Raw genomic sequence first — 24,186 nt, 5'->3', positions numbered from 1 at the left:
GCTATCAGCTTACAAAATAATTTTTTTGTTTAGTTATTTGGCATTTTAATTAAGAAGTTATATGAATAAGAGAGTCGTAATAGTCAGTCCAGTAGTCTGTGCTCCTGCCTATTCTGGAAACAGTGCGCGTATTGCCCAGTTTATAAAAGCTCTCGAGTCAATGAGCGTGGAAGTGCATTTCATTTTAGCGCCAATAAAAGAAATATCTGATCGACGTCAAGGTGATGCTATGAAATCTCTCTTTGGAGAGCGCTATCACTGCATGAAACAAGGTAATCAACTGCGCGGTACAATCTTAAATAGGGGCTGGAAATACCTTAAAAGGAAAGGTCTAAGACGTTACGCAATATTTCAAGATTTTATGCTGCCATGGCAGTTATATAACTCTGACGAGCTGAATGAATTCAAAGCTCTAATTGAAGATATAAAACCAGATTTTATAATTGGAGAATATGTTCTTACGGCTCCATTAATTCGAAGCTTAAATAATACTATTCCAACAGCAGTTGAAACACATGATTGTTTTACAGATAGAAATAAAAAAATCAGAAAAACGAATGGTGGAGGATTGTGGTGGACGTTGACTGCTTCTCAGGAAAGGAAGCTTCTTTCTGCTTTTAGATCTGTTATTGCAATACAGGAGACTGAAAAGTTTTTTTTTGAACGTTTATTAAAAGGAAGAGAAGTCTCTATCTGCAAAGTAGACGTGCTGGATGTTCCTAGAGAAATATGTGACTTGAATAACAAGGCTCCAGTTATCGGGTTTGTAGGTTCTGATAATGCGCATAACCGTGAAGGACTGGAGATTTTCATCCATAAGCAATGGCCCAGAATAAAAAATAATATTCCCTCAGCTCAATTGTTGGTGGCTGGTGATGTTAAGTTTGATTCGACTGAATCAGGTATATTGGCTTTGGGACGGGTAGAGCGTTTATTTGATGATTTTTATAATAAATGTGCACTGATAATTAATCCTTGTGTCACTGGGAGTGGTTTGAAAATTAAAACAGTGGAGGCAATGTCGTATGGGATGCCAGTGGTTGCCACTCAAGAGGGTGTTTCCGGTATAGAGTCTTCCGTAGGCCAAGGTGTTTACTGTGAAGAACTTAATGAGAAATCATTTTCAGACACGTGTATTAATTTACTGACTGATGAAAAGTTACGCATATCACAAGGTAACTTATCACGGATATACATAGAGAAGGCCTATCAAGAATCCTTAAATACAATCCAAACATTAATCCAATAAAATATTTTATCGATGAATGATGGTTTTAATTTTGGAAATTCTATTTGAGTAAGATTTTCAAAGCACTGTTCTTATGCCAAGGGAATATGGAATTCGCTCTAAAATTAAGGCATTAACTAAATATATGAACTTTCTATAAGTTTTACAGTACCCCAGGAGCCTTTATGAAGAAGACCAAAATTTTATCTTACCGGCCTTCTTACATCAGAAAATATGGAATTGGTTATGCCGCTACATCTTTAACTATTGGGATGAATAGCAATGAAATTATTTCAGATATATTTTCAATGCAATCAGAATATGCCAACGATTCGGTACATGTGAAACAGGCTTTTTCTAAATGGACATATAAACTTTTAGCAAAATTTCTATCCGCTGAAACACTGGTTAAACTTGTTGACAGACTATTTATCAAGCGTATGTCAGATTATGACGTTGCTTACCTTTGGCCAGGTTGTTCAATTGATGTTGTTAAACAACTAAAAAAGAAACACAAGCGTATTATTTTTGAGTTTGTGAATTGTCATCAACAGGTCGCTAAAGATATCCTCGACAAAGAATCTGCCTTGCTCGGCGGGATCCAGACCCACACAATATCAACTGCAGATATCGAAGATGAATCTGCCAAATTAAAACTCGCTGATTTTGTATTTAGTCCCAGCCCCCAAGTCACGGCGTCACTAATAAAAATGCATTTTGACAAAGATAAGATTATTGAAACATCTTATGGACTAGATAAAAACGATTTACTCGATATAAAAGAACAATCTGACTCTAAAGATGAAAAGGGTGCTATTACAGCGCTTTTTGTCGGCAGTGTCATTCCCCGTAAAGGTATTCATTTGCTTTTGGAGTACTGGAAAGCAGCGGGTGTTGAAGGGAAGCTCAAAGTGATTGGCAAAATCGAACCTGCAGCAGAGGGCATTGTAAATCGTTATCGAGACGAAACTTCAATTGAGTTCGTATCATTCACTAATGATCTGGCTACACATTATAAAAATGCCGATGTCTTTATTATGCCTAGCCTTGAAGAAGGAAGTCCCTTGGTAACTTATCTGGCAATCGGTGCTGGGCTAGCTTGTCTAGTATCACCTATGGCAGGTGATGGAGTGATTCGCGATAATATTGACGGCTATATTTTACCAACTCACGACAAGGACGCTTGGGTAACCGCAATCCAAAAACTCGCAAATGATAAATCATTACGATCAAAACTTGCGATATCATCAAGGCAACGAGCAGAAAGTTTTCTATGGCCGAAAGTTGCACAGGCGCGCGCGCTGCAATACTAAATAAATTGGGAATAAATTGAGATGAGAGTATTGGTATTGGGCGGAGCAGGGTTTATTGGTGCCCATGTTGTTGAGGGGCTTTTATCCGAAGGACACTTTGTCAGGGTGCTTGATCGCTCCGCCCCAGTCTCAAATCGTAGTGTTGAGTTTATCCAGATTGATTTCAACGACGTCATGACATTATCCGAAGCCTTAATAGGCATAGATGTTGTTGTTCATTTGGTCAGTACTTCAGTTCCGAGCACATCCAATAAAGACCCTGTAAGCGATGTAAATGGTAATTTGATAAATACCATTAAATTATTAGAGGTTATGCGTGATAGTGGTGTAAATAAAATCATCTATTTCTCATCGGGAGGCACAGTGTATGGTCATCCACAGATTAGTCCCATGGATGAGCTTCATCCCACCGATCCTGTTTGCAGCTATGGAATTGTTAAGCTTGCAATAGAGAAGTATCTGAATATGTACTCAGAGTTGTATGGTTTCACTTCTATTGTGCTGAGACCTTCAAATCCCTATGGGCCCGGCCAACGACGCATGGGTGTCCAAGGATTCATCGGTACATGCATAAATATGGCGTTAAGCGATTCGACATTAACAATCTGGGGAGATGGTTCTGTTATCCGAGATTACATTCATGTTAATGATGTCGTTAAGGCAACAATAAGCGCACTAAAGTTGGAACGCTCTGATATTTTCAATATCAGCAGTGGTAAAGGCTATTCATTGAATGAAATAATTGAATTTGTTGAGAAAATTTCCAATAAAAAATTGGATGTTATTTATAAGGACAAAAGGGATTTTGATATTCCGGAAATGGTGCTTAATAATCAAAAAGCAGAGCAGATTTTAGGTTGGACACCATCGATTGAAATAGATGCAGGTATTGTCGATACGGTATCTAATTTTGTAAACCAATCAACAAAACAAAGTTAATATGCCCAATTTCTTCGCTTATATGGCTATTTCAGTATGGCCATTATTTGTTCTTTGGTTTATCAATCGATATGGCTTTTCAAAAGGGGCACTTTTAAGTTTGTTGGGTGCTTATATGTTTCTCCCTGCAGGTTTTGAAATAAACCTGCCTGGTATTCCTGCCTTTACTAAATTCTCCGTCACTTCCATGACATTTTTAGCCTATATGCTCATTACAAGACGAGAACTTGGGTATCGCTCTTTAAATGGGCTTTTTAAGTTTCTAATTATCGGTTTTATTATTGCTCCATTTTTTACAGTTTTTAATAATCCAGGTTCTTATCTGTTTCTCCCCGGACTTACTTATTACGATGGCTTATCCGATAGTGTGGGGCATCTTTTATACGTTCTGCCATTTCTAATTGGTTTTAAATATTTTCGTAATTATGAAAGCCAGTATGTTTTGTTCAAATATTTTGCTATCGCAGCAGTGATATACGCGCTTTTAGCGCTGTATGAAGTTCGGATGAGTCCACAGTTGCATAATATTTTTTATGGGTTCTTTCCTAGTTCTTGGTTACAGCAAGTTAGAAGTGGCGGATTCAGAGCAATTGTCTTTATGGGGCATGGTTTACTTGTTGCATTATTTTTAGCGATTGGTCTTGGGGTTTGGGCTGTTATAAATAAGAATAAAAACCGTTTTTTACCAGTTGATAACAAGTTAATGATTTTGCTCATATTGATTGCGTTAATCTTTATGAAAAGTCTTGCAGCACTGATTTTCGGTTTGTTCTTGTTTATCATGATTACCTTTATATCAACCAAAAAAATGCATCAAGCCTCAGTCATGATTGCCATGCTTTTTATGACTTATCCGATTACAAGTTCGATGGGTATTTTCCCTCACGATGATATTGTAGATTTTGCCTATTCGATAAATCCAGAACGTGGACAATCACTAGAGTTTCGTTTTAAAAACGAAAATATGTTATTGGACAGAGCAAGTATTAAACCTTTTTTTGGTTGGGGTGGTTGGGGACGTAATAGGGTCTTGGATCCTGAAACTGGAGAAGATTTAAGTGTCACCGATGGAAAATGGATCTTGACTATTGGCATCAGGGGATGGTTTGGGTTTTTAACCGAGTTTTTGTTAATCGTTTTGCCTATCTGGATGGCATACAAAATTCAAAAAAAATATAAAACCATGGACAATAAAGAACGAGCATTGTTGGCTGCACACGCATTAATAGTCTCGATTATTTTGTTGGATCAGATGCCTAACGCTTCGCTTAATCCTCTCTATCTTTTATTAGTGGGCTCTTTGCTTGGAAGGGTATTTGAACTTCGATCGGAATTTAGACAAAAAGCGATAAGTGAAAAACAAGATTTAGTTACTGAAAAATAAAGTAAAAAGGGATTAACAGATCGATGGATACATCAAAATCACCCAGGTTGATTGTTAGCATTGTTAATTATCGTGCATCAGCTTTGGTTTGCGAACTGTTACCCGATTTGATCAAGCAGATTGATACTGATTGTGATCACATTTGTATAGTTGATAATGACTCAGGAGATAACTCTGTCAGTGAAATTGCTAATTTCATAAAACAACATTATTTTGAATCATCTGTGACATTGATACCATCTACAAATAATGGTGGGTTTTCATATGGAAACAATCTTGCAATAACCTGCATGACTGAGCAATTCGGTCAAACACCGGAATTTGTCTTGTTGCTAAATCCAGATACCTCGATGGATAAACCGGCTATTGAGCCCTTGTTGGATTTTATGAAGAAAACCCCGGATGTCGGAATTGCCGGCAGTCGGCTTGAATCTGAAGATGGCTCTGTACAATGTTCAGCTTTTCGTTTTCAATCAATTCGCAGTGAATTTGTCTCGAGTTTAAGACTTGGTTTTTTAAACCGTCTTTTCCCAACCTGGAGTGTGACTTCAATTGCTATTCCTGAGAGTGCCACAAGAGTTGACTGGGTGGCTGGAGCCAGTATGTTGATTCGCTATGAAGTGATCAAAGATATTGGTTTAATGGATGAGAATTATTTTCTCTACTTTGAAGAAACCGATTTTTGTCTTCAAGCAGCAAGAAAAGGTTGGCAATGTTGGTACGTTCCTCAAAGTCGTGTGACACATTATGTCGGACAGAGTACTGGTGTTGTAAGTGGCAGCATTACGCGTAGAAGACGCCCAAAATACTGGTTTGAATCTCGCCAATATTATTTCCGTAAGAATTATGGGGTGTTATATACCATGTCGACGGATTTGGTCTGGGGAATTGGTTTTAGTATTTGGCGGTTAAGACGATTTATTCAACAAAAGCAGGATACTGATCCCGAATTTATGTTGTGGGATTTTTGGCGTAATAGCATTTTTCTCTCATGGCTGAAGAAATAAATTATGTTCGAGAATGTTAAGTCAGACTGGGCTGCGAATCATAAATCTATCAATCATGCTGGCTTTCGTACTTTATTGGTATATCGCTTTGGTCGTTGGCGCATGCAAGTTCAGCCAAAATTTTTAAGGATGCCATTGAGCTTTCTTTATCGTCAGATGGAGAAGCATGTGCGTTTTAAATACGGTATTGAGCTTCCATATACAGTTCAATTGGGAAGGGGCGTGACCTTCGAGCATCAACACGGCATTGTTATCCATGGAAATTCAGTGATTGGTGATGGTTGCATTATTCGTCAAGGGGTGACAATTGGAAATCGTCATATTGAGAAACCGCTTGAAGCACCGATAATCGGTACAAACGTTAATATCGGGGCCGGGGCAAAAATATTAGGGAAAGTAAACATTGGCGATAATGTCGTTATCGGTGCGAACGCTGTAGTAATTAAAGATATTCCTGATAATGCGATTGCGGTTGGAATACCGGCAAGAGTTATTAATGCGAAGTTTGAGGGGGCTCAAGTTGACTGAACAAGTTTCGTTTAGTAACTCCATAGGTGCTGTAGCAATCGGACGAAATGAAGGCGAGCGTTTGAGACGATGCCTGCAATCCCTGCAAACAGGCTTGAAACATATTGTTTACGTTGATTCTGGGTCCACTGATGGCAGTGTTGAAATGGCTGAATCCCTTGGTGTTCTCGTAATTCAACTCGATATGAAACAATCTTTTACAGCCGCAAGAGCACGTAATGCGGGTCTGGGGGCATTACTTCAGCAACATCCTGAACTTGAATATGTACAGTTCGTAGATGGAGATTGTGAAGTTCAGCCTGAATGGTTGAGCAAAGCGTTTTCTTTTATGCAGGCAAACATAGTTTTTGCTGCAGTGTGTGGTAGACGAAGAGAACGGTTTCCGCACAAAAGTATATACAACCAGTTATGTGATATTGAATGGGATACTCCGCCGGGTGAGGCTCAAGCTTGTGGAGGCGATGCTTTATTTCGAATTTCTGCACTAAAAGCCGTCAATGGTTATCGAGATAGTTTAATTGCCGGTGAAGAACCTGAGATGTGTTATCGAATGCGTCAGCTGGGTTGGAAAATTATGCGATTAGATGCCGAAATGACATTACATGATGCGGCTATGACGCGTATAGGTCAGTGGTGGAAACGTAATCAACGTGCAGGCCATGCTTATGCGGAAAGCTATGCTCTTCATGGCAATGAGCAGGAACATTTTAGAAAAAAAGATACGAGAAGCATCGTCATTTGGGCGGCATTAATTCCTCTGGTATTTGTTCTTTTAGGCTTATTCGATGATGATCTTTTGATTTTATGGTTGTTATATCCGCTGCAAATTATCCGTTTAGCTTTCAAATATACAAAACAGCTGGATTCATTTTATCTAAGCTTTCTTTATGCGCTATCTAATGTTCTCGGCAAATGGCCGCAGCTTGTTGGAGTTTTATCATTTTTACGAAATCATGCCAGTGGGCAGCAGAGCAAGTTAATCGAATACAAATAAATGTTTTTTCGGAACGTTTATAGGGAATTTTCATGAGTCAAAAAAACATAACCGGGGTAGTTGCGAAGAATTCTATTGCTTACGTCGAAGCAATTTTCGAATGCTACAGCAATGATGAAACGGTCGTGTTAATTAGGAATGCAGATGATGAGCGCATTACATTAACTGGTGTTACAAAAGTTATTGAGCCAGAAAATAAATATGGTTGGTTTACTGCACGACATCAATTCAGAAATGATGAAAGTTTGGCCCAAATAGCGTTTACGTCTGGTACGGAAGGTGAGCCCAAAGGGGTATTACTGACGCATGAAGCATTATCAGACGTTACTGAGCGATTGAATTCGATCATGGAAGTTGATGAATCTATTCGTGAATATATCGGTATTCCAGCGAACTTTTCTTTTGGTTTTGGCCGATTTCGAGCGGTTTCAGCTGCTGGTGGTCATAGTTATCTACCAGAACAAGGGTTTGATCCTCTTGAAATAAAAAAAATGCTGGCTGAAGGTGAAATAAATGCTGTTTCTGCCGTTCCAAGTTTATGGCGTGTTTTACTCAAAAATAAAGATATTTTTGGTAAGGAAGCAGAGACTTTAAAGTGGATTGAAATTGGCAGTCAGTACATGAGCCGCTTGGAAAAAGAAGAGTTAAAAATGCTTTTTCCTAACACGATTATTGTGCAACATTATGGTTTGACGGAAGCCTCGAGAAGTAGTTTTTTGCGAATCGATATTACTGAGGGGGAGTCTCTTGAATCCGTCGGTAAAGCATATGGTAAAACGGAGTTCAAAATTTCAGATGAGGGTCGAATATGTATTCGTGGACCACATGTTGCCCGACAATTATTAAAAAATGGACAGTATGTATCGAATGTCGATGATGAAAACTGGTTTCATACCAGTGACCTGGGGCGTTTAGAATCCGAGTTCCTGTATTTCGGCGGTAGAGCAGACGATCAGATTAATGCTGGTGGTATTAAGTTATCACCAGATAATATTGAAAGAACTTTACGCGAGAAACTATCCATTAAAGATGGTATTTCAGTAGCCGCCTTACCCGACCCTTCAATGGGGCACCGTGTATTAGTGGGAATCATGTCTTCGCTCTCTGCGCGCGAGCAAGAAATAAAAGATGCTAGCATTGAGATTCTTCAAACATATGGCATTCGTAACCCAGGTATTCTCAAAACCAAAATATTTATTCAATTTCCGGTAACGTCAACTAACAAAGTGCAGCGGAAACAGCTCGCACAAATTTATCTTGATGAATCCGAACCATCATCTCAGGAAGAATATGTCCCACCAGAAAATGATCTGCAATTAAGTTTATGTAGAGCATGGGGGAGTATTTTAAAGCGAGAAAATATCGGAATTGACGATAATTTCTTCGAAATAGGTGGTGACTCATTAATGGCAGTCATGGCTACGCATGAAATGACTCGTGCAACAGGCATTTCATTTGATATCGGGCATTTATTCAGCAGCCCAACGATTCGCTTGCTGGCCAGTAAAATAAGTGATGAGGGGGATGCACCGGTTTCCTCTATTGTTACCCTTCAAGAATCCGGAAGTAACCCACCTTTATTTTGCTTGTTTGGTATTAACTTGTATCAGAAACTTGCAGATAGTCTTGGGAATGAACAACCTGTTTATGGTATTTATGTCTCTCAAGAAGAAAAACTTTTTGAACAAGCCATGCAGAATAAGCTTTCTGAGAACATAGCCAACCAGTTGGCTGCACTCTATTGTGATGCAATCGTTAGACAGCAGCCCTCTGGACCCTATCAGCTTGTGGGAATTTCATTTGGTGGTGTTGTGGCTGTTGAAGCAGCAAAAATCCTTAAGCAGCGCGGAGAAGAGGTTAATCTTGTCGTTTTGTTAGATAGCATTTTACCTTCTGGAGTGAAACGCACTGTATGGAAAAAAATAAAATATTCCATTCGTAAAATGAAAGAACTTGTTGTGACATATATCAATTCACTAAATACGTCACCCATTTCGCGAAATACAAAATCAATGGAAACATACCGTAAACAAGCTTTCCATAAAGCGATGGCATCTCATGCTATCAAGGGAGAACAATATTCGGGTAAGGTTATTTTGATCAAAGCTGAAGACCAATCTTCATGGGGAGGCGGCGTGACTTTTAAAGAAGATTATGGATGGTCGACATTTTTAGCTCAACCACCCGAGATATTTTCAGTTAATGCAGCCCATCTTGAAATGATCGACAATCAAAACGCTCAGAGTGTAGCCGGACTTATTAAACCTTATTTACTTAAAGATTAAGATAGTATTCAGCTGGGTTTTTCTTTTTGTATAAAGAAAAGAGACTGTAACCAGCGAGTAGTCCAATAAACGGAATTATGGGGAAGTGATATCGGTCACCGGATGCAATAATGGTATGTAAGGTTGTATTGTAGGCTATAAGGGCAAAAATAGGTGTCACGGTTAAGGCGTTAAACCAACCCTCTTTACGAATCAAATTCACTGCTCCATACAATGCCAGTAATACTAGAAGAACCCAGAACGCAGAACTTATAAGCTTAAGTGGTAATACAGCTTTGTCCCAACCCTGTTGTTTAATACCTTCAATATTCCAATTAACCCCAATATTTTCTGAGCGATAATAATCTACAAAGCGTTTAACTAGCCTTTTAGCAAAAATTCCTGGTTCTGCTTTTATATGTTTAACTGCTTCTGATTTAAAGTAATCTGCTCGTTCAGTTTCTGACTCGAAGTACAGATCCTCCGGTAATGGCATATATTCGCCCGTTGAGTCTGGATTATTGCCCATCCAGAAAACGGGACCACCATTGGTTGAAATTAGAACGACCTCACCAAATAAATTGTAATTACGTACGGCCCATGGGGTGATCAATATAGCCATAGTGATAACGGTGATAATTGCCGAACTAAACACTTTCTTAAAATCAAATCCACGCAAAAAGCTTAATCCAATGATGATAAATGGGATTAAAAGCGCGATTGGACGTACATAAGCTGCGGCAACAAAAAAGACAGAGGCAATGATCCAATTAGAGTATTTATTAGATTCAGGGCGATACCAAAAAAATATACCAAGCAATATAAAAACGTTAAAGATTGTTTCACTTGCAAGGATGGTTGTGAACTGAATCTGAGATGGCCACAAGGCGTAAATAACACCTACGATATATGCTGTGGGTTCATTGAACCATAACTTGGCCAGAGCCATCATCAACACCAGTGTAAGCAGACCTACAATTAGATTAAAAATAGCAATTATAAGGAATGATTCACCAAAAACTGTAAATAGAAATGCATAAATTGCAGGTGTACCAACAGGCCAATATGCAGTCAAATGTCCTTCTGGATAAGCATAGCCATTACCTGCGCTAATACTCTTGGCAAATTCGTGATACATTATCGAATCAGACACTGGTACAACAGGGATGAGAGCGAGCCAAAGCAGGCGTAACGCCAATGCAACTATCAGAATGTATAAAGTATTCTTTGCATAGTTAGTCTTAAAAAAATCTTTAATCATGTGATACTTTCCCTGATATATAGCATTTCGTTTTTATTTTAGACGCAAACTCATACACGAGTAAAACTTGAGAATTAGGACTTATGACTCGCAATAAGGAGCAGTATCCACTTTTTGTGGACCTAGATGGAACACTTATTTATACCGACCTGCTATTTGAAGTTTGTATAAAGTTCTTAAAACAAAACCCTTTCTGTATTTTTTTATTGATCAGCTGGTTAATCAAAGGCAAAGCAAATTTAAAACAAAAACTCGCAGAGCGAGTGGACATTAATGCTGCCACTCTTCCCTATAATCAGGGTTTTTTGGGGTTCCTCAAAGAGCAGCATGAACAGGGTAGAAAGTTGTATTTGGCAACGGCCAGTCATCAAATATATGCCGATGCAATCGCTGAGTATTTGGGAATTTTCGATGGTGTATTGGCGACTTCCGCCACATTTAATATGAAAGGGGAGAACAAACTAAAGCACTGCCTGGAAGTTTCACCAAACTTTGCCTACGCGGGCAATGAAACATTTGATTTTTGCATATTTGCTAAGGCTGATGAATCATTTTTAGTTAATCCCACTGCCGGTGCGTTACGTTTATCGAAAAAACACCCTGTTACAAGAGTTTTCGAAACAAACGTCAATAAGCCGAAAATCATTTTAAAAGCCATGCGTGTTCATCAATGGCTTAAAAATATGCTTATCTTTGTCCCGGTCTTTGTTTCCTCATTGTATCTTGAGCCAGCTGTCTGGGGTGATGCAATTGTAGGTTTTCTTTTATTTTCCTTGCTCGCATCTGCAACATACTTGCTGAACGATTTACTCGATATTGAGGCGGATAGGTCTCATCCGCGAAAATGTTTGAGGCCTATTCCATCAGGCATGTTGTCGATTAAGCATGCTGTCCTGCTTGCCATGGGACTGTTTTTGGTTACTCTGGTGGGCGCTTTGTTATTTACCAACTTGGCGTTTCAATTGTCTATCCTGGCTTATTTGGTGCTTACACTTTTATACACGTTCGTGTTAAAGGCTTATGTCATTGCTGATGTTATATCGCTAGCGAGTTTATTTACTATTCGGATCATCGCAGGTGCGATGGTCATTGGCGTTATACTCTCTTTCTGGTTATTAGCATTTTCAATGTTTACATTTTTCAGTTTAGCACTGGTAAAACGCTGTGCTGAATTAAAGCTTTTATCAAAAGTGAATAAAGACAAAGCTACGGGTAGGGATTATCAAGTTGATGATTATTATCTTATGCAGAGCTTTGGTGTTACCTCAGCTTTTATTTCGTTATTGTTAATGGCATTTTATGTTCAAGTATCAATGGCTGGCGAGGATTATTCGACGCCAGTACTTTTGTGGGCGACGCTTCCTGCTTTTGCATACTGGTTTCTTCGTATGTGGCTGAAAACCAATCGAGGGGAAATGCATGATGACCCAATTGTTTTCTCAATGAAAAATAAGGGCAGTCTAGTCACCATTGGTTTTATTCTTGTTATTACTTTACTGGCCAAGCTGATATGAACAACCTTACATTGTTGACGATTTTAGCCAGCGTGTTGTTGTCTGTGGCGGCACAAATATCTCTAAAGGCTGGAATGGGACGATTGATCTTCCCTGAAACGTTAATTTCAGTTGAAAGTTTTTGGTTAATTTTTAATCGCTTTGTATTACTGGGATTATTTTGTTACGGCATGAGTATGGTGTTTTGGCTTTATGTTTTAACCAAAGTCGAAGTGAGTCGTGCATATCCATTTGTGGGGCTTGGTTTTATTGGCACTATGTTATTTGCCCATTTTTTGTTGCATGAACCCATTACGATGCAGAAGTTAATCGGAACTCTGCTAGTCGTTTCTGGAGTGTTTTTGCTAGCACGTTAAAAACCGAATCAAATATTGCCCAAAGAATTTCAAACAAGGGATATGGAATGAGTTTGATTATTGCTGAAAAACTGCGAAAGATTGCAGAGAAAAGAAGAAAAAAACGTCCTCTGATACGCGCTATCCTCAGTAAACTTTTAAATCCATCAAGCCGTTTAATGGTTTATACGCCAGCGAATTTCGATAACCCTTATCAGACTTTACTTTATTCAGCATTCAAAAAAATCATAATTGCTCCAACCACAGCAGATAAATTTCTTCGTTATCAAAAGCTTGGAATGTCATCTTTGCTGCATATTCATTGGGATGAAGATTTTTCAGAAAAAATGATCCCCATCGTTCTAAACAGGCACGAAATTCATTACAGTCTTTTAAACATGGAGGTGGAAAGGTTGTTTGGACTGTACATAATGAAATGCCCCATGAAATTGCTGGTGATGAAGAGAAACAACTTTTTTTGAACAATAGAGCCTTTTTATGCGATATGGCAGATCTTATTCATGTCCATAGTGAGTATGCCAAACAGTACCTATTGAAGACATTTAAAGTTCAGAAAGAGAAATTAGTAGTAATCCCGCATCCAAGTTATTTGGAATGGTATTGTTCAGATTCTTCAAAACAAATATTTAGTGATGGCAAGGTTTTTCTGCTTTTTGGCAATATTAGGAAATATAAAGGATTTGATCTAATTTTAGAGGCGTTTTCTAAGGTTACTTCGCCAGAAAGAATCGATCATTTTCATATTGCAGGCAATGGTGCTGATGCTGTGGATTCTGATGAAATTAACGGTATCAAGATAAAACGAACGGGCGGTTATATTGATGATCAGACCGTCCCCAGTTTTTTTGAATCTGCAGATTTTGCTGTTTTTGGTTTTTCCTCAATATTAACATCAGGCTCTTTAATGTTAGCTCTGACTTTTGGTGTACCTCCAATTGCTCCTGCTCATCCTAGCGTATTAAATTCATTGCCTGAAGAGCTACATGATCTTTTATATGAGCCAAACAATGCGGATGATTTTGCTAGGGTTATTGATTATGCTTCAAGCATCGATTTGCAAACCTATACTTTAAAAGTTAGTGCGTGTATTAATTATGCTAGCAAAATGGCTCCATCAGTAATTTCTAAACAACTAGAAACAGAAATTTTAGCTTTATATGCCTGAATTGGACTTTTCCGAAATTCAGATAACATTTTAAATGAGGAGAACTATGAGTTATCTATTAATTTCACCCTGTCGTAACGAAGCCGCTTATATGCGAACTACTTTAGATAGTGTAGTGAATCAAACGGTTCTGCCTGATTTATGGGTGATAGTGGATGATGGTTCTACTGATGAAACTCCAAATATTTTGGCTGATTACGCACAGCGTTATCCTTTCATTCAAATAATAACTCGTGAAAATCGTGGACATCGAAGTGTTGGACCTGGCGTTATAGAGGCTTTCTATCATGGCTATAATCAAATCGATACATCTAAGTTCACATATATATGTAAGTTTGATTTAGATTTAGATGTACCACCTCGTTATTTTGAATTACTTATCGAAAGAATGGAGCAAAATCCTCGAATTGGGACATGCAGTGGTAAGGCATATTACAAAGATGAAAATGGTAATTTAATCAGTGAAAAATGTGGTGATGAAACTTCATTAGGAATGACAAAGTTTTATAGACGCACTTGTTTTGAAGAGATTGGTGGGTTTGTAAGACAAGTTGTTTGGGATGGTATAGATTGCCATAAATGCCGACAGTTGGGATGGATTGCTGTCAGTTGGGATGAACCAGAGTTAAGATTTATTCATCTTAGAGCGATGGGTTCAAGCCAGAAAAGCATACTTACTGGACGAATGCGGCATGGATTTGGCCAGTATTTTATGGGAACAGGTTTTATTTATATGTTTGTTACAGCAATGTATCGAACATCAAGACCACCATACATCGTCGGTGGCTTCGCAATGCTTTGGGGCTACATTAAAAGCTGGTTCAATAAGGTGCCAAGGTTTGATGATAAGGAGCTTGTTGAATTCATTAGAAAATACCAGTGGAACTGTCTATTAAAGGGTAAAGCTAAAGCGACTAAAGACTTAAATGAGCAACAGGCATCAGTATGGAGTGCGAATCACCAATGAGTTTAAAGGTTGCCTATCTCGCTCCTGAGCTCCCATCGCTATCGACGACCTTCATTTATAATGAAATTCTTCAATTAACTGCGTTTGATGTTGAAGTCATTCCTTTTTCTGTCCACGTACCTTTTACCCAAGTAAATGACGACAGATTGGCAGAAATTAAACGCAATGTTACAAATATTTACCCTGCTTCAAAATTAGACGTTATCAAAGAACATTTTTATTTTTTGACGAAGTCACCAAGGAAATATCTACAAACACTTGTTTTTTTATTAAAGGACATAAGTGAAACGGGGCTACTAAAAAGAAATAGCGCCGGGCTTGTATATAGATTCTTTTATTCAGTTTATTTAGCAAAAAAACTACTTGATTCTAAAGCCCAACATTTACATGTGCATTTTGCTCATGTTCCAACTGATTTGGTGATGTATGCATGCTCATTAATTGGCATTGAATATAGTGTTACAGCTCATGCGAATGATCTTTTTGACCAAGCTTGCTACTTAAAACAAAGGTCGAAAGATCCGGTTTTTTTGTTACGATTTCTGAATACAATAAAAATTTTTTAATTTCACTAGGCGCAGATTCGACCAAAATAAACGTAATAAGATGTGGTGTATCTGAGGAAATGCTCAATTATCCATCAATAGCCCCCCCCCAAAAAAAATGTTGTTGGGTTGGTAAGTCGATTAGTTGAAAAAAAAGGTGTTGAAACGCTCATTAAGGCCATGGGTATTTTAAACTCTAAGGATGTTGATTTTTCTGTGATTATATATGGCGATGGACCGCTTAAAACTGACTTAATTAATTTAACTAAAGCAGAAGGACTTGATAAAAAAATCGAATTTCGAGGCGAGATATCCCATTCAGAGGTTCCAAAATTTATTAGTTCTTTGTCAGTTTTTGTTCTTCCATGCAAAGTAGACAAGAAAGGAGATGTCGATGGGATTCCAGTTGTTTTGATGGAATCTATGGCTCTAGGCGTTCCCGTGATATCAACAACAGTATCAGGCATTCCTGAACTTATTGAAGATGGTGTATCGGGATATCTTTGCGAGCCTGATGATTATCAGAATTTGTCATTAAAAATTAATAAGGTTTTTCAAACTGGCACAGAAATGAATAGTTTATTGGACAGTGCTAAACAAAAAGTGAAAAACGAGTATTTAATCTCTCATAATGCTCAGCTTTTATACGATTGCATATCGCGATCTGTTGAAAATTCTTTTGGGAAGTAATCGTTTTGTTTAAATTGAGCGGCTACAAAAAAGACCTAACAACGTCTTTATTACAGAAAATTACTCTTACCCATTCGCTCAATGATACTGTGAAAGTAATATTATCTGAACGAGAGGCCGCACAGGGCGTTCTGATAGTTTCATTTATCAATGCCCATGCCATGAACTTAGCCCATCAGGATCAATTGTTTTATGAGTCACTAATCTTTACTGATTTGCTATTCAGGGATGGTATTGGGATGAAACTCCTTTTAAAGTCGGTTTCAATAGATCCTGGTTTTAATGCAAACGGTACTGATCTCATTCCAGCATTGCTATCAGCTATAAAAAATAAAAAATTAGCTATGATTGGATCACGCATGGATGTAGCGAATGCTTGTAAATTGGAGCTAGAAACAAGAGGGCATATCGTCGAATATCATGACCATGGCTTTCATGATGATGAATACTATATCCAAAAAATAACTCACTCCGATGTGGAAGTTGTAATTTTAGGTATGGGAATGCCAAGACAGGAGATTTTGGCAAAAAAATTAAAAGACACTTCATCAAGAAGATTACTCATTATCAATGGTGGTGCAATAATCGACTTTGTCTCAGGATCGGTTCCACGTGCACCTTTATTTTTTAGAAAAATTGGATGTGAATGGTTGTACAGGCTTTTTAAAGAACCAAAAAGATTATGGCGAAGATATATATATGGTAACTTTCGTTTTTTGTTTGGTGTTTTTGTTTACGGTTGCACAACCAAAAAGTAAGTGTGTGTTTCTAAATAAAAAGATTGTATATTTAGCACGAATTTGAATCATAAATAATTAAAATTAGATTTTGCTGAGCATGACTGTATGAAGGGGAGAGAATTTGTTAAATTTTAAACAGACAGGGATCTTAATTGTAGCCCTTGCTATCACAATCATTACATATTGGGCGGGTCTAGCTGAAGCAGTTTCACGTTGGGGTAAACAAGAAGAATATAGTCATGGTTTTCTTATCCCTTTAGTCATGTTATTTATCTTATGGGAAAAGCGGAATTTGATAAATGCGGCTAAAGGACCTCCGATGTGGTCTGGGGTCGTAATAATATTCCTCGCTGTAGTTATATTCATAGTTGGAGAGATCAGCGCTCTTTACCTCTTTATTCAATACTCTTTCGTGATGGTATTAATTGGCCTGTCTATGATAACGGTAGGTCGGGCCACAAAGTATACTTTTGCTCCAATACTATTGCTTTTATTCGCTATACCCCTGCCATATGTCATCGAAGTCGTTTTGACTGCAAAACTCCAGTTGTTTTCATCATGGCTGGGAGTTCAGGTTATTCGGATGTTCCAAATCCCAGTATTTCTTGAAGGTAATATTATTGACCTTGGTGTGTATCAGCTTCAGGTAGTTGAGGCATGTAGTGGTTTACGGTACCTCTTTCCATTGATGAGTCTTGGCTTTATAGCTGCTTATTTTTACCAGGCTGCATTCTGGAAACGTGCCATTGTCTTTTTAATGACAATTCCAATCACAATTTTTATGAACAGCTTTCGTATCGGAGCTATTGGTGTGATGGTCGACAATTGGGGCATCTCAATGGCAGAAGGCTTTTTGCACGACTTTGAGGGCTGGATAATATTTATGGCTTGTGCTGCCATGTTGTTCTTATTAGTCGTGTTGCTTGAAAAGATTGCCCCTAGCAAAAAAACACTTTCACAACTTTTTGCTGTTGTGGATCATGACCCCTCAAACAAAATGTTTAGCGGGCACCCTAAAAGTTACTCATATAAACCTTTCTTGATTGTTTTATTGATTTTGGTGTTTGCTTTGTTTTCAACTAAATTTGTTGATAACAGAGATGAAAAAATTCCAGAGCATGAAGATTTTATAAGTTTTCCACTTCAGTTTAATGATTGGATTGGTCAACATGAAAAGCTTGATGATAATGTTGTCGATAAGTTGGCTTTAACTGACTATCTGTTTGCTAATTTTACCGGTATCGATCGCAATATTGTGAATGTCTACGTTGCCTATTATGAATCTCAACGTAAGGGTGTCTCACCACATTCTCCACGAGTTTGTATTCCAGGCGGTGGCTGGGAAATTGCCGAATTTAACCGTAAGGAAGTAGACGGGCAGCCAATTAACCGAGTGATTATCAAAAATGGTGATCAGGAACAGTTGGTGTATTACTGGTTCCAAGGTCGTGGCAGGCAGATTGCTAATGAGTACACCAATAAGTGGTATCTATTTAAAGATGCTTTACTGGAAAACAGAACGGATGGTGCTTTGGTTCGTTATGTGACGCCTGTTCTGCCGGGAGAAAGTCATCAAAATGCTGATGCCAGAATCCAGTCATTAATGCAACATACGTCACCAGAAATAAACCGTTATATAGCAGATTAAGTCAGGAAGATGGATATGAAAAACTTTAAACACACAGTATTGGCTGCATTAGTAGCAGGAATGATTTCGGGTTGTGGTTCAGCCGAGGATTCATCAGCACGTTTCATTGAAAGTGGTAAAGATCTGATGGAGCAGGGCGAGTTTGACAAAGCTCGGTTGGAATTCAGAAATGCCCTACAAATTAATCCATTAGAAGCTGAAGGTTATTACCAGTTGGCATTAATCGATGAAAAAGGCCAAAAATGGAAAGGCATGTACTCCAACCTGGTAACAGTTGAGTCTTTAAATCCTAACCATGTCCCGGCGATTGTCAAACTTGGTCAGTTACACGTTGTTTCCGGTCAGTTAGATGAAGCCATGAAAAGAGCTGAAAAAGCTTTGTCTTTGGAGCCTGAAAATACCGATGCCATTTTGTTGAAAGCAACCACGCTTATCAAGCAAGAAAATTTTGGTATGGCTGAAGCTGAGATCAATCGTGTTTTGGCGATTGACTCACAGAATATGGAAGCCCTGACTGCCAGGGTTATGTTATATAAAAATAGTGGCCAAACCAGAAAAGCCCTCACTGCTGCTGATGAAGCTTTGGCAACGCATCCAGATGCGATGCCATTAAAAATGATTAAGCTCAGTATTTTTCAGGAGCTCAATGATTATGCTGCCATGGAATCCCTTTACCGCGAATTATTACCAGAATATCCAAATGAGAGTTGGGTGGCTATTTCGTTGGCCAAGTTACTCAACGATTCAATGAATCGCTATGACGATTCGCAAAAAGTTCTTGAAGATTATGTTGCCAATAATCCAGATGATGCAGAAACCATCATGTTATTAGTAGCCTTGATTAATAGCCGTGACCCAGACTTAGCGATGACTAAACTGGATGAGTTTATTGCTGCTAAACCAGACAATCAGGAATTACGTTTTGCCAAAATTGAAATGCTCAGCATTCAAGGTAAGCAAGATCTGATGATTTCTGAGCTGGAAGCAATTATTGCCTCTGAGCCAACCAGCGAAATAGGTTTGCGTGCCAGAGCAAGTATTGCTGGAATTAAAGCTCAGGAAGGCCAGTTCGAAGAAGCTGAAACTATGGTAAATGATATTTTGGCTGTCTCTTCTGAGCATGAACAAGCATTATTATTAAAAGCTAAGTTGCAATTAAGAAACGAACAAATAGATCCAGCTATCAGCAATTTAAGGGTTTTGATCCGAAATAATGCTGAGCTTGATGAAGCAATGGTGTTATTAGCTCAAGCTTATGCATTAACTGGCTCTTCTGAGTTGGCTGAAAATAGTTTCCGTCAGGCATTATCGGTTAACCCGACAAATGCACAGGCCGCATTATCTGTTGCTAGCGTATTAATGCGAGGCAATGATTTAGACCGTACCGAACAGGTTTTAGTCAGAGCATTAGATGGTAATGCCGGCAACGAGAACCTATTACAGGCGTTGGCACAAATTCGGATTCTAAAACGTGACTGGGCAGGAACACAGCAAGCGCTGGATGGTTTAGCGGATAGCTCTGCATTAACTCATTTGTTGACCGCCCAAATGTATCAAGGTTTGAATGATAATACTTTAGCCATTGCTGAATATGAGGCTGCACTGAAGATCGATCCAAATCTCACCAGAGCATTGCAGCAAATGATGGCTATTTATTATCAACAAGATCAGAAAGAAGAAATTGTAACTTTTCTTAATGATCATATTGCCCAGTACCCTGAGTTGACCAATGGTTATCTGGTGTTGGCAGACTTTTATCGTACGGAAGGTAATTTACCAGAAGCCATTGCCACCATTGATCGTGCTTTGGCAAATGATGATGAATGGACAGCGGGATACAGTTTGAAAGCTAACCTGCATTATCTGAATAGTGAACCTGATGCAGCAATAGCAGCTTTTGAAGAAGGGCTGGCAAAAACACCTGAAGACAATCAGTTAGCCATGCAGTTAGCCTCTACCCATGAGTCCAAAAAAGAGTTTGAACAAGCACGTCGGTTATATGAAGAGGTTATTGCACGTGATCCTTCAATAGATGTTGCTGCAAACAATCTTTCCAGCTTGCTCTCTGATCAGTTTGAATCACCAGAGAATTTGCAACGAGCGCTCGTATTATCAAGCCGTTTTCGTGATTCCGACCAACCTTATTTTGCCGATACATTTGGTTGGGTGAATTACAAGCTGGGTAATTATGAAGATGCCAGACCCGCTTTAGAAAGAGCGGCCTCAAGCAATGATGCTATAGCATTATTCCATTATCATCTGGGACGTTTATACGTCGCGTTAAAAATGCCTGCAGAAGCTCGCCAGTCATTTGAACGTGCCGAGCAAATGGCCAATGAAGAAAATGATGCAGAATTGGTTGGCAAAATTGGAGAACAGTTAAGCCAGCTTTAAGATTTAATTGACCAAACTGAAAGCCTTGCAGGTTCATCCTGCAAGGCTTTTTTTTTGTGGTTTTAGTATTAACCAATCATTCGTTTTAATACAGTATCTTTCTGGATAAAGTGATGATACAAAGCCCCTGCAATATGGGCGATCACCAGAAATATAAGTAGAAATGCAAAAGGAGAGTGCCATTCACCGAGAGCAAGAGCCCAAGGAACTTCATCAGCAGGTTGAGCGATTAGTTCATAGCCGAACACTTTTACTGGATAACCTTTACCGTGAATATACAATGCTCCCAGAAACGGCATGATAAGCATAGAGAAATACATTAACCGATGAGCGATTTTAGCAATCACGCCGTCAAATCCCGGATTAATTGGTCGTTGCGGTTTTTGTTTCAACGCCCATAGTAATCGTACAACAGCCAGAATAAGGATTACGGCACCGATAGAAACATGCCAGGGTCCGAATGTGTCACCCAACCAATGTTCTCCCTCATTAATACGATCGGCGAATTTAAAAAATTGCTGCAGCACTAATACTGCCATAACCCAATGAAAAAACCGCGTGATAGAACCATAGCGTTCGCTGTTGTCATTAATCATTTCACTCTCCTTTGTGTGCCCAGAATATTCTTATATGAACGAGAACCTTATCTCGTATTTTAAGTATATAAATACCTACTTTAAGTGTTTATTAAGAGAATGTGATTGAGGTGATCTTCCTTGTCAATTCCGAGATGTTTAAACGTCACGAAAATGCGCATGAATTTTTTCAAGTCTGGCATAAACATGGTCAATAAATGCCTGGGCAACGCGAGATGGATATTTACCCATTGGATGAACCAGACACCAGGTACGACGAATAGGAAAATCTTGTATTGATAGGGTTTTCAATTTACCGGTTTGTAATTCAGCCAATACCGTTAATTTCGGCAAAACAGCAACGCCAAGGCCTGCCATCACAGCATGTTTGATACCTTCATTCGAACCAAATTCCATAACTGGATTGGGCTGAAGTCGGTGTTGCTGACAGTGTTGTTCTAAAGCAAAGCGTGTTCCGGAACCGTTCTCACGTATTAGCATTGGTTCAGCAAAAAATTGTTTTTCGGAAACCATCTCCCGACTATTTAAAGCATGGTGAATGTTTAAAACTGGAATTAACTCATTGTCTAAAAACGGCAATGTGCTTAACGACCGCCCTCCGGTACCATGGCCATTATCACCAAATCATCCACATTCAGTTTTAATCGATCCAATGCCTGGGCCCGATTGACCACCTCAATCTGCACATTAACCGCTGGAAATCTTCGAGAAAACTGCTCAATAAGAAGGGCACCACCGACTGAGCAGAAGTGACAACACAGAGCTTTAAATCACCCGAAAGCGCTTCGCGCAACAAATTCAATTCGGTTTGTAACTCACTCATCTGCCCGAATAGCCTTTCGATAAAACTTGCCACTCGTTCACCGGCTTCAGTGCAATACAGTTGGCGTCCTATATATTCGAATAATGGTTGCTCAAGAGCATTTTCCAAATGACGCATTTGTGAGCTCACCGCAGGTTGCGTCAGGCCAAGGTTTTCCGCGGCTTTGCGGTAACCTTTGTGTTGATAGACCGCTTGAAATACCTGCATTTGTCTGAAAGACAGCCGGGATAATAATTGTTGAAGGCTGAGCGCCATGATCTTGCACCTATTGGGGGATTGATAAGTTTTAACTTATCGATGAATTATATTTAATTGATTTTTGTTTATCAGTATTTTGTTTTACGCTTTGCCCACAAATTTGGCCGAGGCTGAGCTATGTTAAAAAAAATCCTGATCGCCAATCGTGGTGAAATTGCTGTGCGAATTGTCCGGGCCTGCTCGGAAATGGGTATTCGTTCAGTGGCTATTTATACCGAACCGGATCGCTATGCCTTGCATGTTAAGCGTGCCGACGAATCTTATTCGTTAGGTGAAAACCCGCTTGAAGGTTACCTAGACCCAGTTCGTCTGGTGAATTTGGCGGTAGAAACCGGCTGTGATGCCATACATCCTGGCTATGGTTTCCTCTCTGAAAATGCCAAGTTTGCTCGTCTTTGCGAACAAAACGGCATTATCTTTATCGGCCCTAAAGCCTCTGTCATTGAAAAAATGGGCGATAAAACCGCTGCTCGCGATAGTATGCGAAAAGCTGGTGTTCCCATTACCCCTGGCTCAGACGGTAACCTCGAAAACATTGAAGAAGCATTAACGGTTGCCGAAGAGATTGGTTACCCCATCATGATCAAAGCCACTTCCGGTGGCGGCGGTCGAGGCATTCGCCGTTGCGATACGCCTGCTGAACTCAAACAACAATTTCCCCGGGTTATTTCCGAAGCGACCAAAGCCTTTGGTTCTGCTGAAGTGTTTATGGAAAAGTGCATCGTTAACCCACGGCATATTGAAGTGCAGGTGCTGGCAGACAGTCATGGCAATGTGGTGCATTTATATGAGCGGGACTGTTCCATTCAGCGGCGTAACCAGAAGCTGATTGAAATCGCCCCAAGCCCACAACTTACACCGGAACAACGTAACTATATTGGTGGGCTGGCAGTTAAAGCGACTGAAGCAGTGGGCTATGAAAATGCCGGAACTGTTGAGTTTCTGCTGACCGGCAATCAGGTGTATTTCATGGAAATGAATACTCGAATCCAGGTCGAGCACACCATTACCGAGCAGATCACCGGTATTGATATTGTTCGCGAACAATTACGTATCGCCGCCGGTGAAACCTTGCGATACCGTCAGGAAGATATTCATTATCGTGGTTTTGCCCTGCAGTTTCGTATTAATGCAGAAGATCCGAAAAATGATTTCCTGCCCAGCTTTGGTCGCATCACCCATTACTACGCACCGGGTGGCCCGGGAGTTCGTGTCGATACCGCGATCTATACCGGTTATGAAATCCCGCCGTATTTTGACTCGATGTGTTTGAAGCTGGTGGTCTGGGCTTTGGATTGGGAAGATGCGGTCGATCGTGGCTGTCGTGCTCTGGACGATATGCGGTTACATGGCATTAAAACTACGGCCAGCTATTACCAACAAATCCTCAAACATCCTGATTTCAGAGCAGGAAAATTTGATACCAGCTTTGTGGCTGCCCATCCCGAATTACTGACCTATTCAGATAAACGTCATCCCACCGCATTGGCACTGGTGTTGGCTACCGCCATCGCCGCGCATGCAGGCTGGTAAAACAAGTTAGCCGGAGAATTGTAATGAAACAAATTTAAG

The 24,186-nt window shown here is 39.4% G+C and carries 22 protein-coding genes and 1 pseudogene; 19 read left to right on the top strand and 4 right to left on the bottom strand.

Annotated features, from left to right (window positions below):
- The first annotated feature begins 61 nt into the window (after nt 1-61).
- The 8 genes from E8Q33_RS10305 to E8Q33_RS10270 all read left to right on the top strand — a co-directional run bounded on the left by E8Q33_RS10305 (nt 62) and on the right by E8Q33_RS10270 (nt 9,678).
- Nucleotides 62-1,249 carry a glycosyltransferase gene (locus E8Q33_RS10305; protein ID WP_136554590.1) on the top strand — a complete coding sequence of 396 codons (1,188 nt, stop codon included), beginning with the start codon at nt 62-64 and terminating at the stop codon, nt 1,247-1,249.
- A gap of 164 nt (nt 1,250-1,413) precedes the next feature.
- Nucleotides 1,414-2,541: a glycosyltransferase family 4 protein gene (locus E8Q33_RS10300; RefSeq protein WP_136554588.1), complete on the top strand. Its 1,128-nt coding sequence runs from the start codon at nt 1,414-1,416 to the stop codon at nt 2,539-2,541.
- A gap of 21 nt (nt 2,542-2,562) precedes the next feature.
- Nucleotides 2,563-3,480, top strand: coding sequence for an NAD-dependent epimerase/dehydratase family protein (locus E8Q33_RS10295; RefSeq protein WP_136554586.1), 918 nt, complete (start codon nt 2,563-2,565; stop codon nt 3,478-3,480).
- Between the two features lie 22 nt (nt 3,481-3,502).
- Nucleotides 3,503-4,864 carry a hypothetical protein gene (locus tag E8Q33_RS10290; RefSeq protein ID WP_136554584.1) on the top strand — a complete coding sequence of 454 codons (1,362 nt, stop codon included), beginning with the start codon at nt 3,503-3,505 and terminating at the stop codon, nt 4,862-4,864.
- A 23-nt stretch (nt 4,865-4,887) separates the two neighbouring features.
- The gene (locus E8Q33_RS10285; RefSeq protein ID WP_136554582.1) at nt 4,888-5,871 is read left to right on the top strand and encodes a glycosyltransferase family 2 protein; all 984 of its coding nucleotides are present in this window, start codon (nt 4,888-4,890) and stop codon (nt 5,869-5,871) included.
- Nucleotides 5,872-5,874: 3 nt separating this feature from the next.
- A complete protein-coding gene (locus E8Q33_RS10280) occupies nt 5,875-6,399 on the top strand; it encodes a serine O-acetyltransferase (RefSeq protein WP_136554580.1) in 525 nt (174 codons plus the stop codon).
- Complete coding sequence (locus tag E8Q33_RS10275) at nt 6,392-7,393, top strand: glycosyltransferase family 2 protein (RefSeq protein WP_247870041.1); 1,002 nt, start codon at nt 6,392-6,394, stop codon at nt 7,391-7,393. The genes E8Q33_RS10280 and E8Q33_RS10275 overlap by 8 nt, the downstream gene beginning before the upstream one ends.
- Nucleotides 7,394-7,425: 32 nt before the next feature.
- Entirely contained in the window at nt 7,426-9,678 is a 2,253-nt protein-coding gene (locus E8Q33_RS10270) for an AMP-binding protein (RefSeq protein WP_136554576.1), read from the top strand.
- Here the strand turns inward: E8Q33_RS10270 and E8Q33_RS10265 are convergent.
- Nucleotides 9,668-10,918 carry a glycosyltransferase family 39 protein gene (locus E8Q33_RS10265; RefSeq protein ID WP_247870040.1) on the bottom strand — a complete coding sequence of 417 codons (1,251 nt, stop codon included), beginning with the start codon at nt 10,916-10,918 and terminating at the stop codon, nt 9,668-9,670. The two genes, E8Q33_RS10270 and E8Q33_RS10265, sit on opposite strands and share 11 nt — an antisense overlap.
- Nucleotides 10,919-11,001: 83 nt before the next feature.
- Between E8Q33_RS10265 and E8Q33_RS10260 the strand changes: the two genes are divergently transcribed.
- From E8Q33_RS10260 to E8Q33_RS10215, 10 genes and pseudogenes are all read left to right on the top strand, one after another.
- The gene (locus tag E8Q33_RS10260) at nt 11,002-12,432 is read left to right on the top strand and encodes a UbiA family prenyltransferase (protein WP_136554574.1); all 1,431 of its coding nucleotides are present in this window, start codon (nt 11,002-11,004) and stop codon (nt 12,430-12,432) included.
- Entirely contained in the window at nt 12,429-12,788 is a 360-nt protein-coding gene (locus tag E8Q33_RS10255; RefSeq protein WP_136554572.1) for an SMR family transporter, read from the top strand. Before E8Q33_RS10260 ends, E8Q33_RS10255 begins: the two co-directional genes overlap by 4 nt.
- A 47-nt stretch (nt 12,789-12,835) precedes the next feature.
- Nucleotides 12,836-13,249, top strand: a complete 414-nt coding sequence (locus tag E8Q33_RS10250) for a hypothetical protein (RefSeq protein ID WP_136554570.1) — start codon at nt 12,836-12,838, stop codon at nt 13,247-13,249.
- The gene (locus E8Q33_RS10245) at nt 13,204-13,953 is read left to right on the top strand and encodes a glycosyltransferase family 4 protein (protein ID WP_136554568.1); all 750 of its coding nucleotides are present in this window, start codon (nt 13,204-13,206) and stop codon (nt 13,951-13,953) included. The genes E8Q33_RS10250 and E8Q33_RS10245 overlap by 46 nt, the downstream gene beginning before the upstream one ends.
- A 46-nt stretch (nt 13,954-13,999) precedes the next feature.
- Nucleotides 14,000-14,920 carry a glycosyltransferase family 2 protein gene (locus tag E8Q33_RS10240; RefSeq protein WP_136554567.1) on the top strand — a complete coding sequence of 307 codons (921 nt, stop codon included), beginning with the start codon at nt 14,000-14,002 and terminating at the stop codon, nt 14,918-14,920.
- Nucleotides 14,917-15,486 (top strand): hypothetical protein, encoded by a 570-nt coding sequence (locus tag E8Q33_RS10235; RefSeq protein WP_136554565.1) that lies wholly within the window; start codon nt 14,917-14,919, stop codon nt 15,484-15,486. Before E8Q33_RS10240 ends, E8Q33_RS10235 begins: the two co-directional genes overlap by 4 nt.
- A gap of 96 nt (nt 15,487-15,582) precedes the next feature.
- Nucleotides 15,583-16,155 (top strand): annotated as a pseudogene (locus E8Q33_RS10230) (glycosyltransferase); the annotation flags it as partial.
- A gap of 5 nt (nt 16,156-16,160) precedes the next feature.
- Nucleotides 16,161-16,913 (top strand): WecB/TagA/CpsF family glycosyltransferase, encoded by a 753-nt coding sequence (locus E8Q33_RS10225; protein WP_136554561.1) that lies wholly within the window; start codon nt 16,161-16,163, stop codon nt 16,911-16,913.
- Nucleotides 16,914-17,016: 103 nt separating this feature from the next.
- Nucleotides 17,017-18,543, top strand: a complete 1,527-nt coding sequence (gene xrtD / locus E8Q33_RS10220) for a VPLPA-CTERM-specific exosortase XrtD (RefSeq protein WP_247870039.1) — start codon at nt 17,017-17,019, stop codon at nt 18,541-18,543.
- A 15-nt stretch (nt 18,544-18,558) separates the two neighbouring features.
- Nucleotides 18,559-20,937 carry a tetratricopeptide repeat protein gene (locus E8Q33_RS10215; RefSeq protein ID WP_168800191.1) on the top strand — a complete coding sequence of 793 codons (2,379 nt, stop codon included), beginning with the start codon at nt 18,559-18,561 and terminating at the stop codon, nt 20,935-20,937.
- Nucleotides 20,938-21,005: 68 nt separating this feature from the next.
- On the opposite strand, the gene E8Q33_RS10210 is transcribed toward E8Q33_RS10215, so the two are convergent.
- The 3 genes from E8Q33_RS10210 to E8Q33_RS16085 all read right to left on the bottom strand — a co-directional run bounded on the left by E8Q33_RS10210 (nt 21,006) and on the right by E8Q33_RS16085 (nt 22,611).
- Nucleotides 21,006-21,533 (bottom strand): cytochrome b, encoded by a 528-nt coding sequence (locus E8Q33_RS10210; RefSeq protein ID WP_136554557.1) that lies wholly within the window; start codon nt 21,531-21,533, stop codon nt 21,006-21,008.
- 138 nt (nt 21,534-21,671) lie between these two features.
- Nucleotides 21,672-22,112, bottom strand: a complete 441-nt coding sequence (locus E8Q33_RS16090; RefSeq protein ID WP_247870038.1) for a LysR substrate-binding domain-containing protein — start codon at nt 22,110-22,112, stop codon at nt 21,672-21,674.
- A 61-nt stretch (nt 22,113-22,173) separates the two neighbouring features.
- On the bottom strand, nt 22,174-22,611 hold the full coding sequence (locus E8Q33_RS16085; protein WP_247870037.1) for a LysR family transcriptional regulator: 438 nt from the start codon (nt 22,609-22,611) through the stop codon (nt 22,174-22,176).
- A 120-nt stretch (nt 22,612-22,731) separates the two neighbouring features.
- Here E8Q33_RS16085 and E8Q33_RS10200 point away from each other — a divergent pair, with 120 nt between their 5' ends.
- Nucleotides 22,732-24,147 (top strand): acetyl-CoA carboxylase biotin carboxylase subunit, encoded by a 1,416-nt coding sequence (locus E8Q33_RS10200; RefSeq protein ID WP_136554555.1) that lies wholly within the window; start codon nt 22,732-22,734, stop codon nt 24,145-24,147.
- Nucleotides 24,148-24,186: the final 39 nt, after the last annotated feature.

The sequence above is a fragment of the Methylophaga sp. SB9B genome (assembly GCF_004832235.1).
Lineage (GTDB): Bacteria > Pseudomonadota > Gammaproteobacteria > Nitrosococcales > Methylophagaceae > Methylophaga > Methylophaga muralis.
This window is presented reverse-complemented; position numbering and strand designations above follow the sequence as displayed.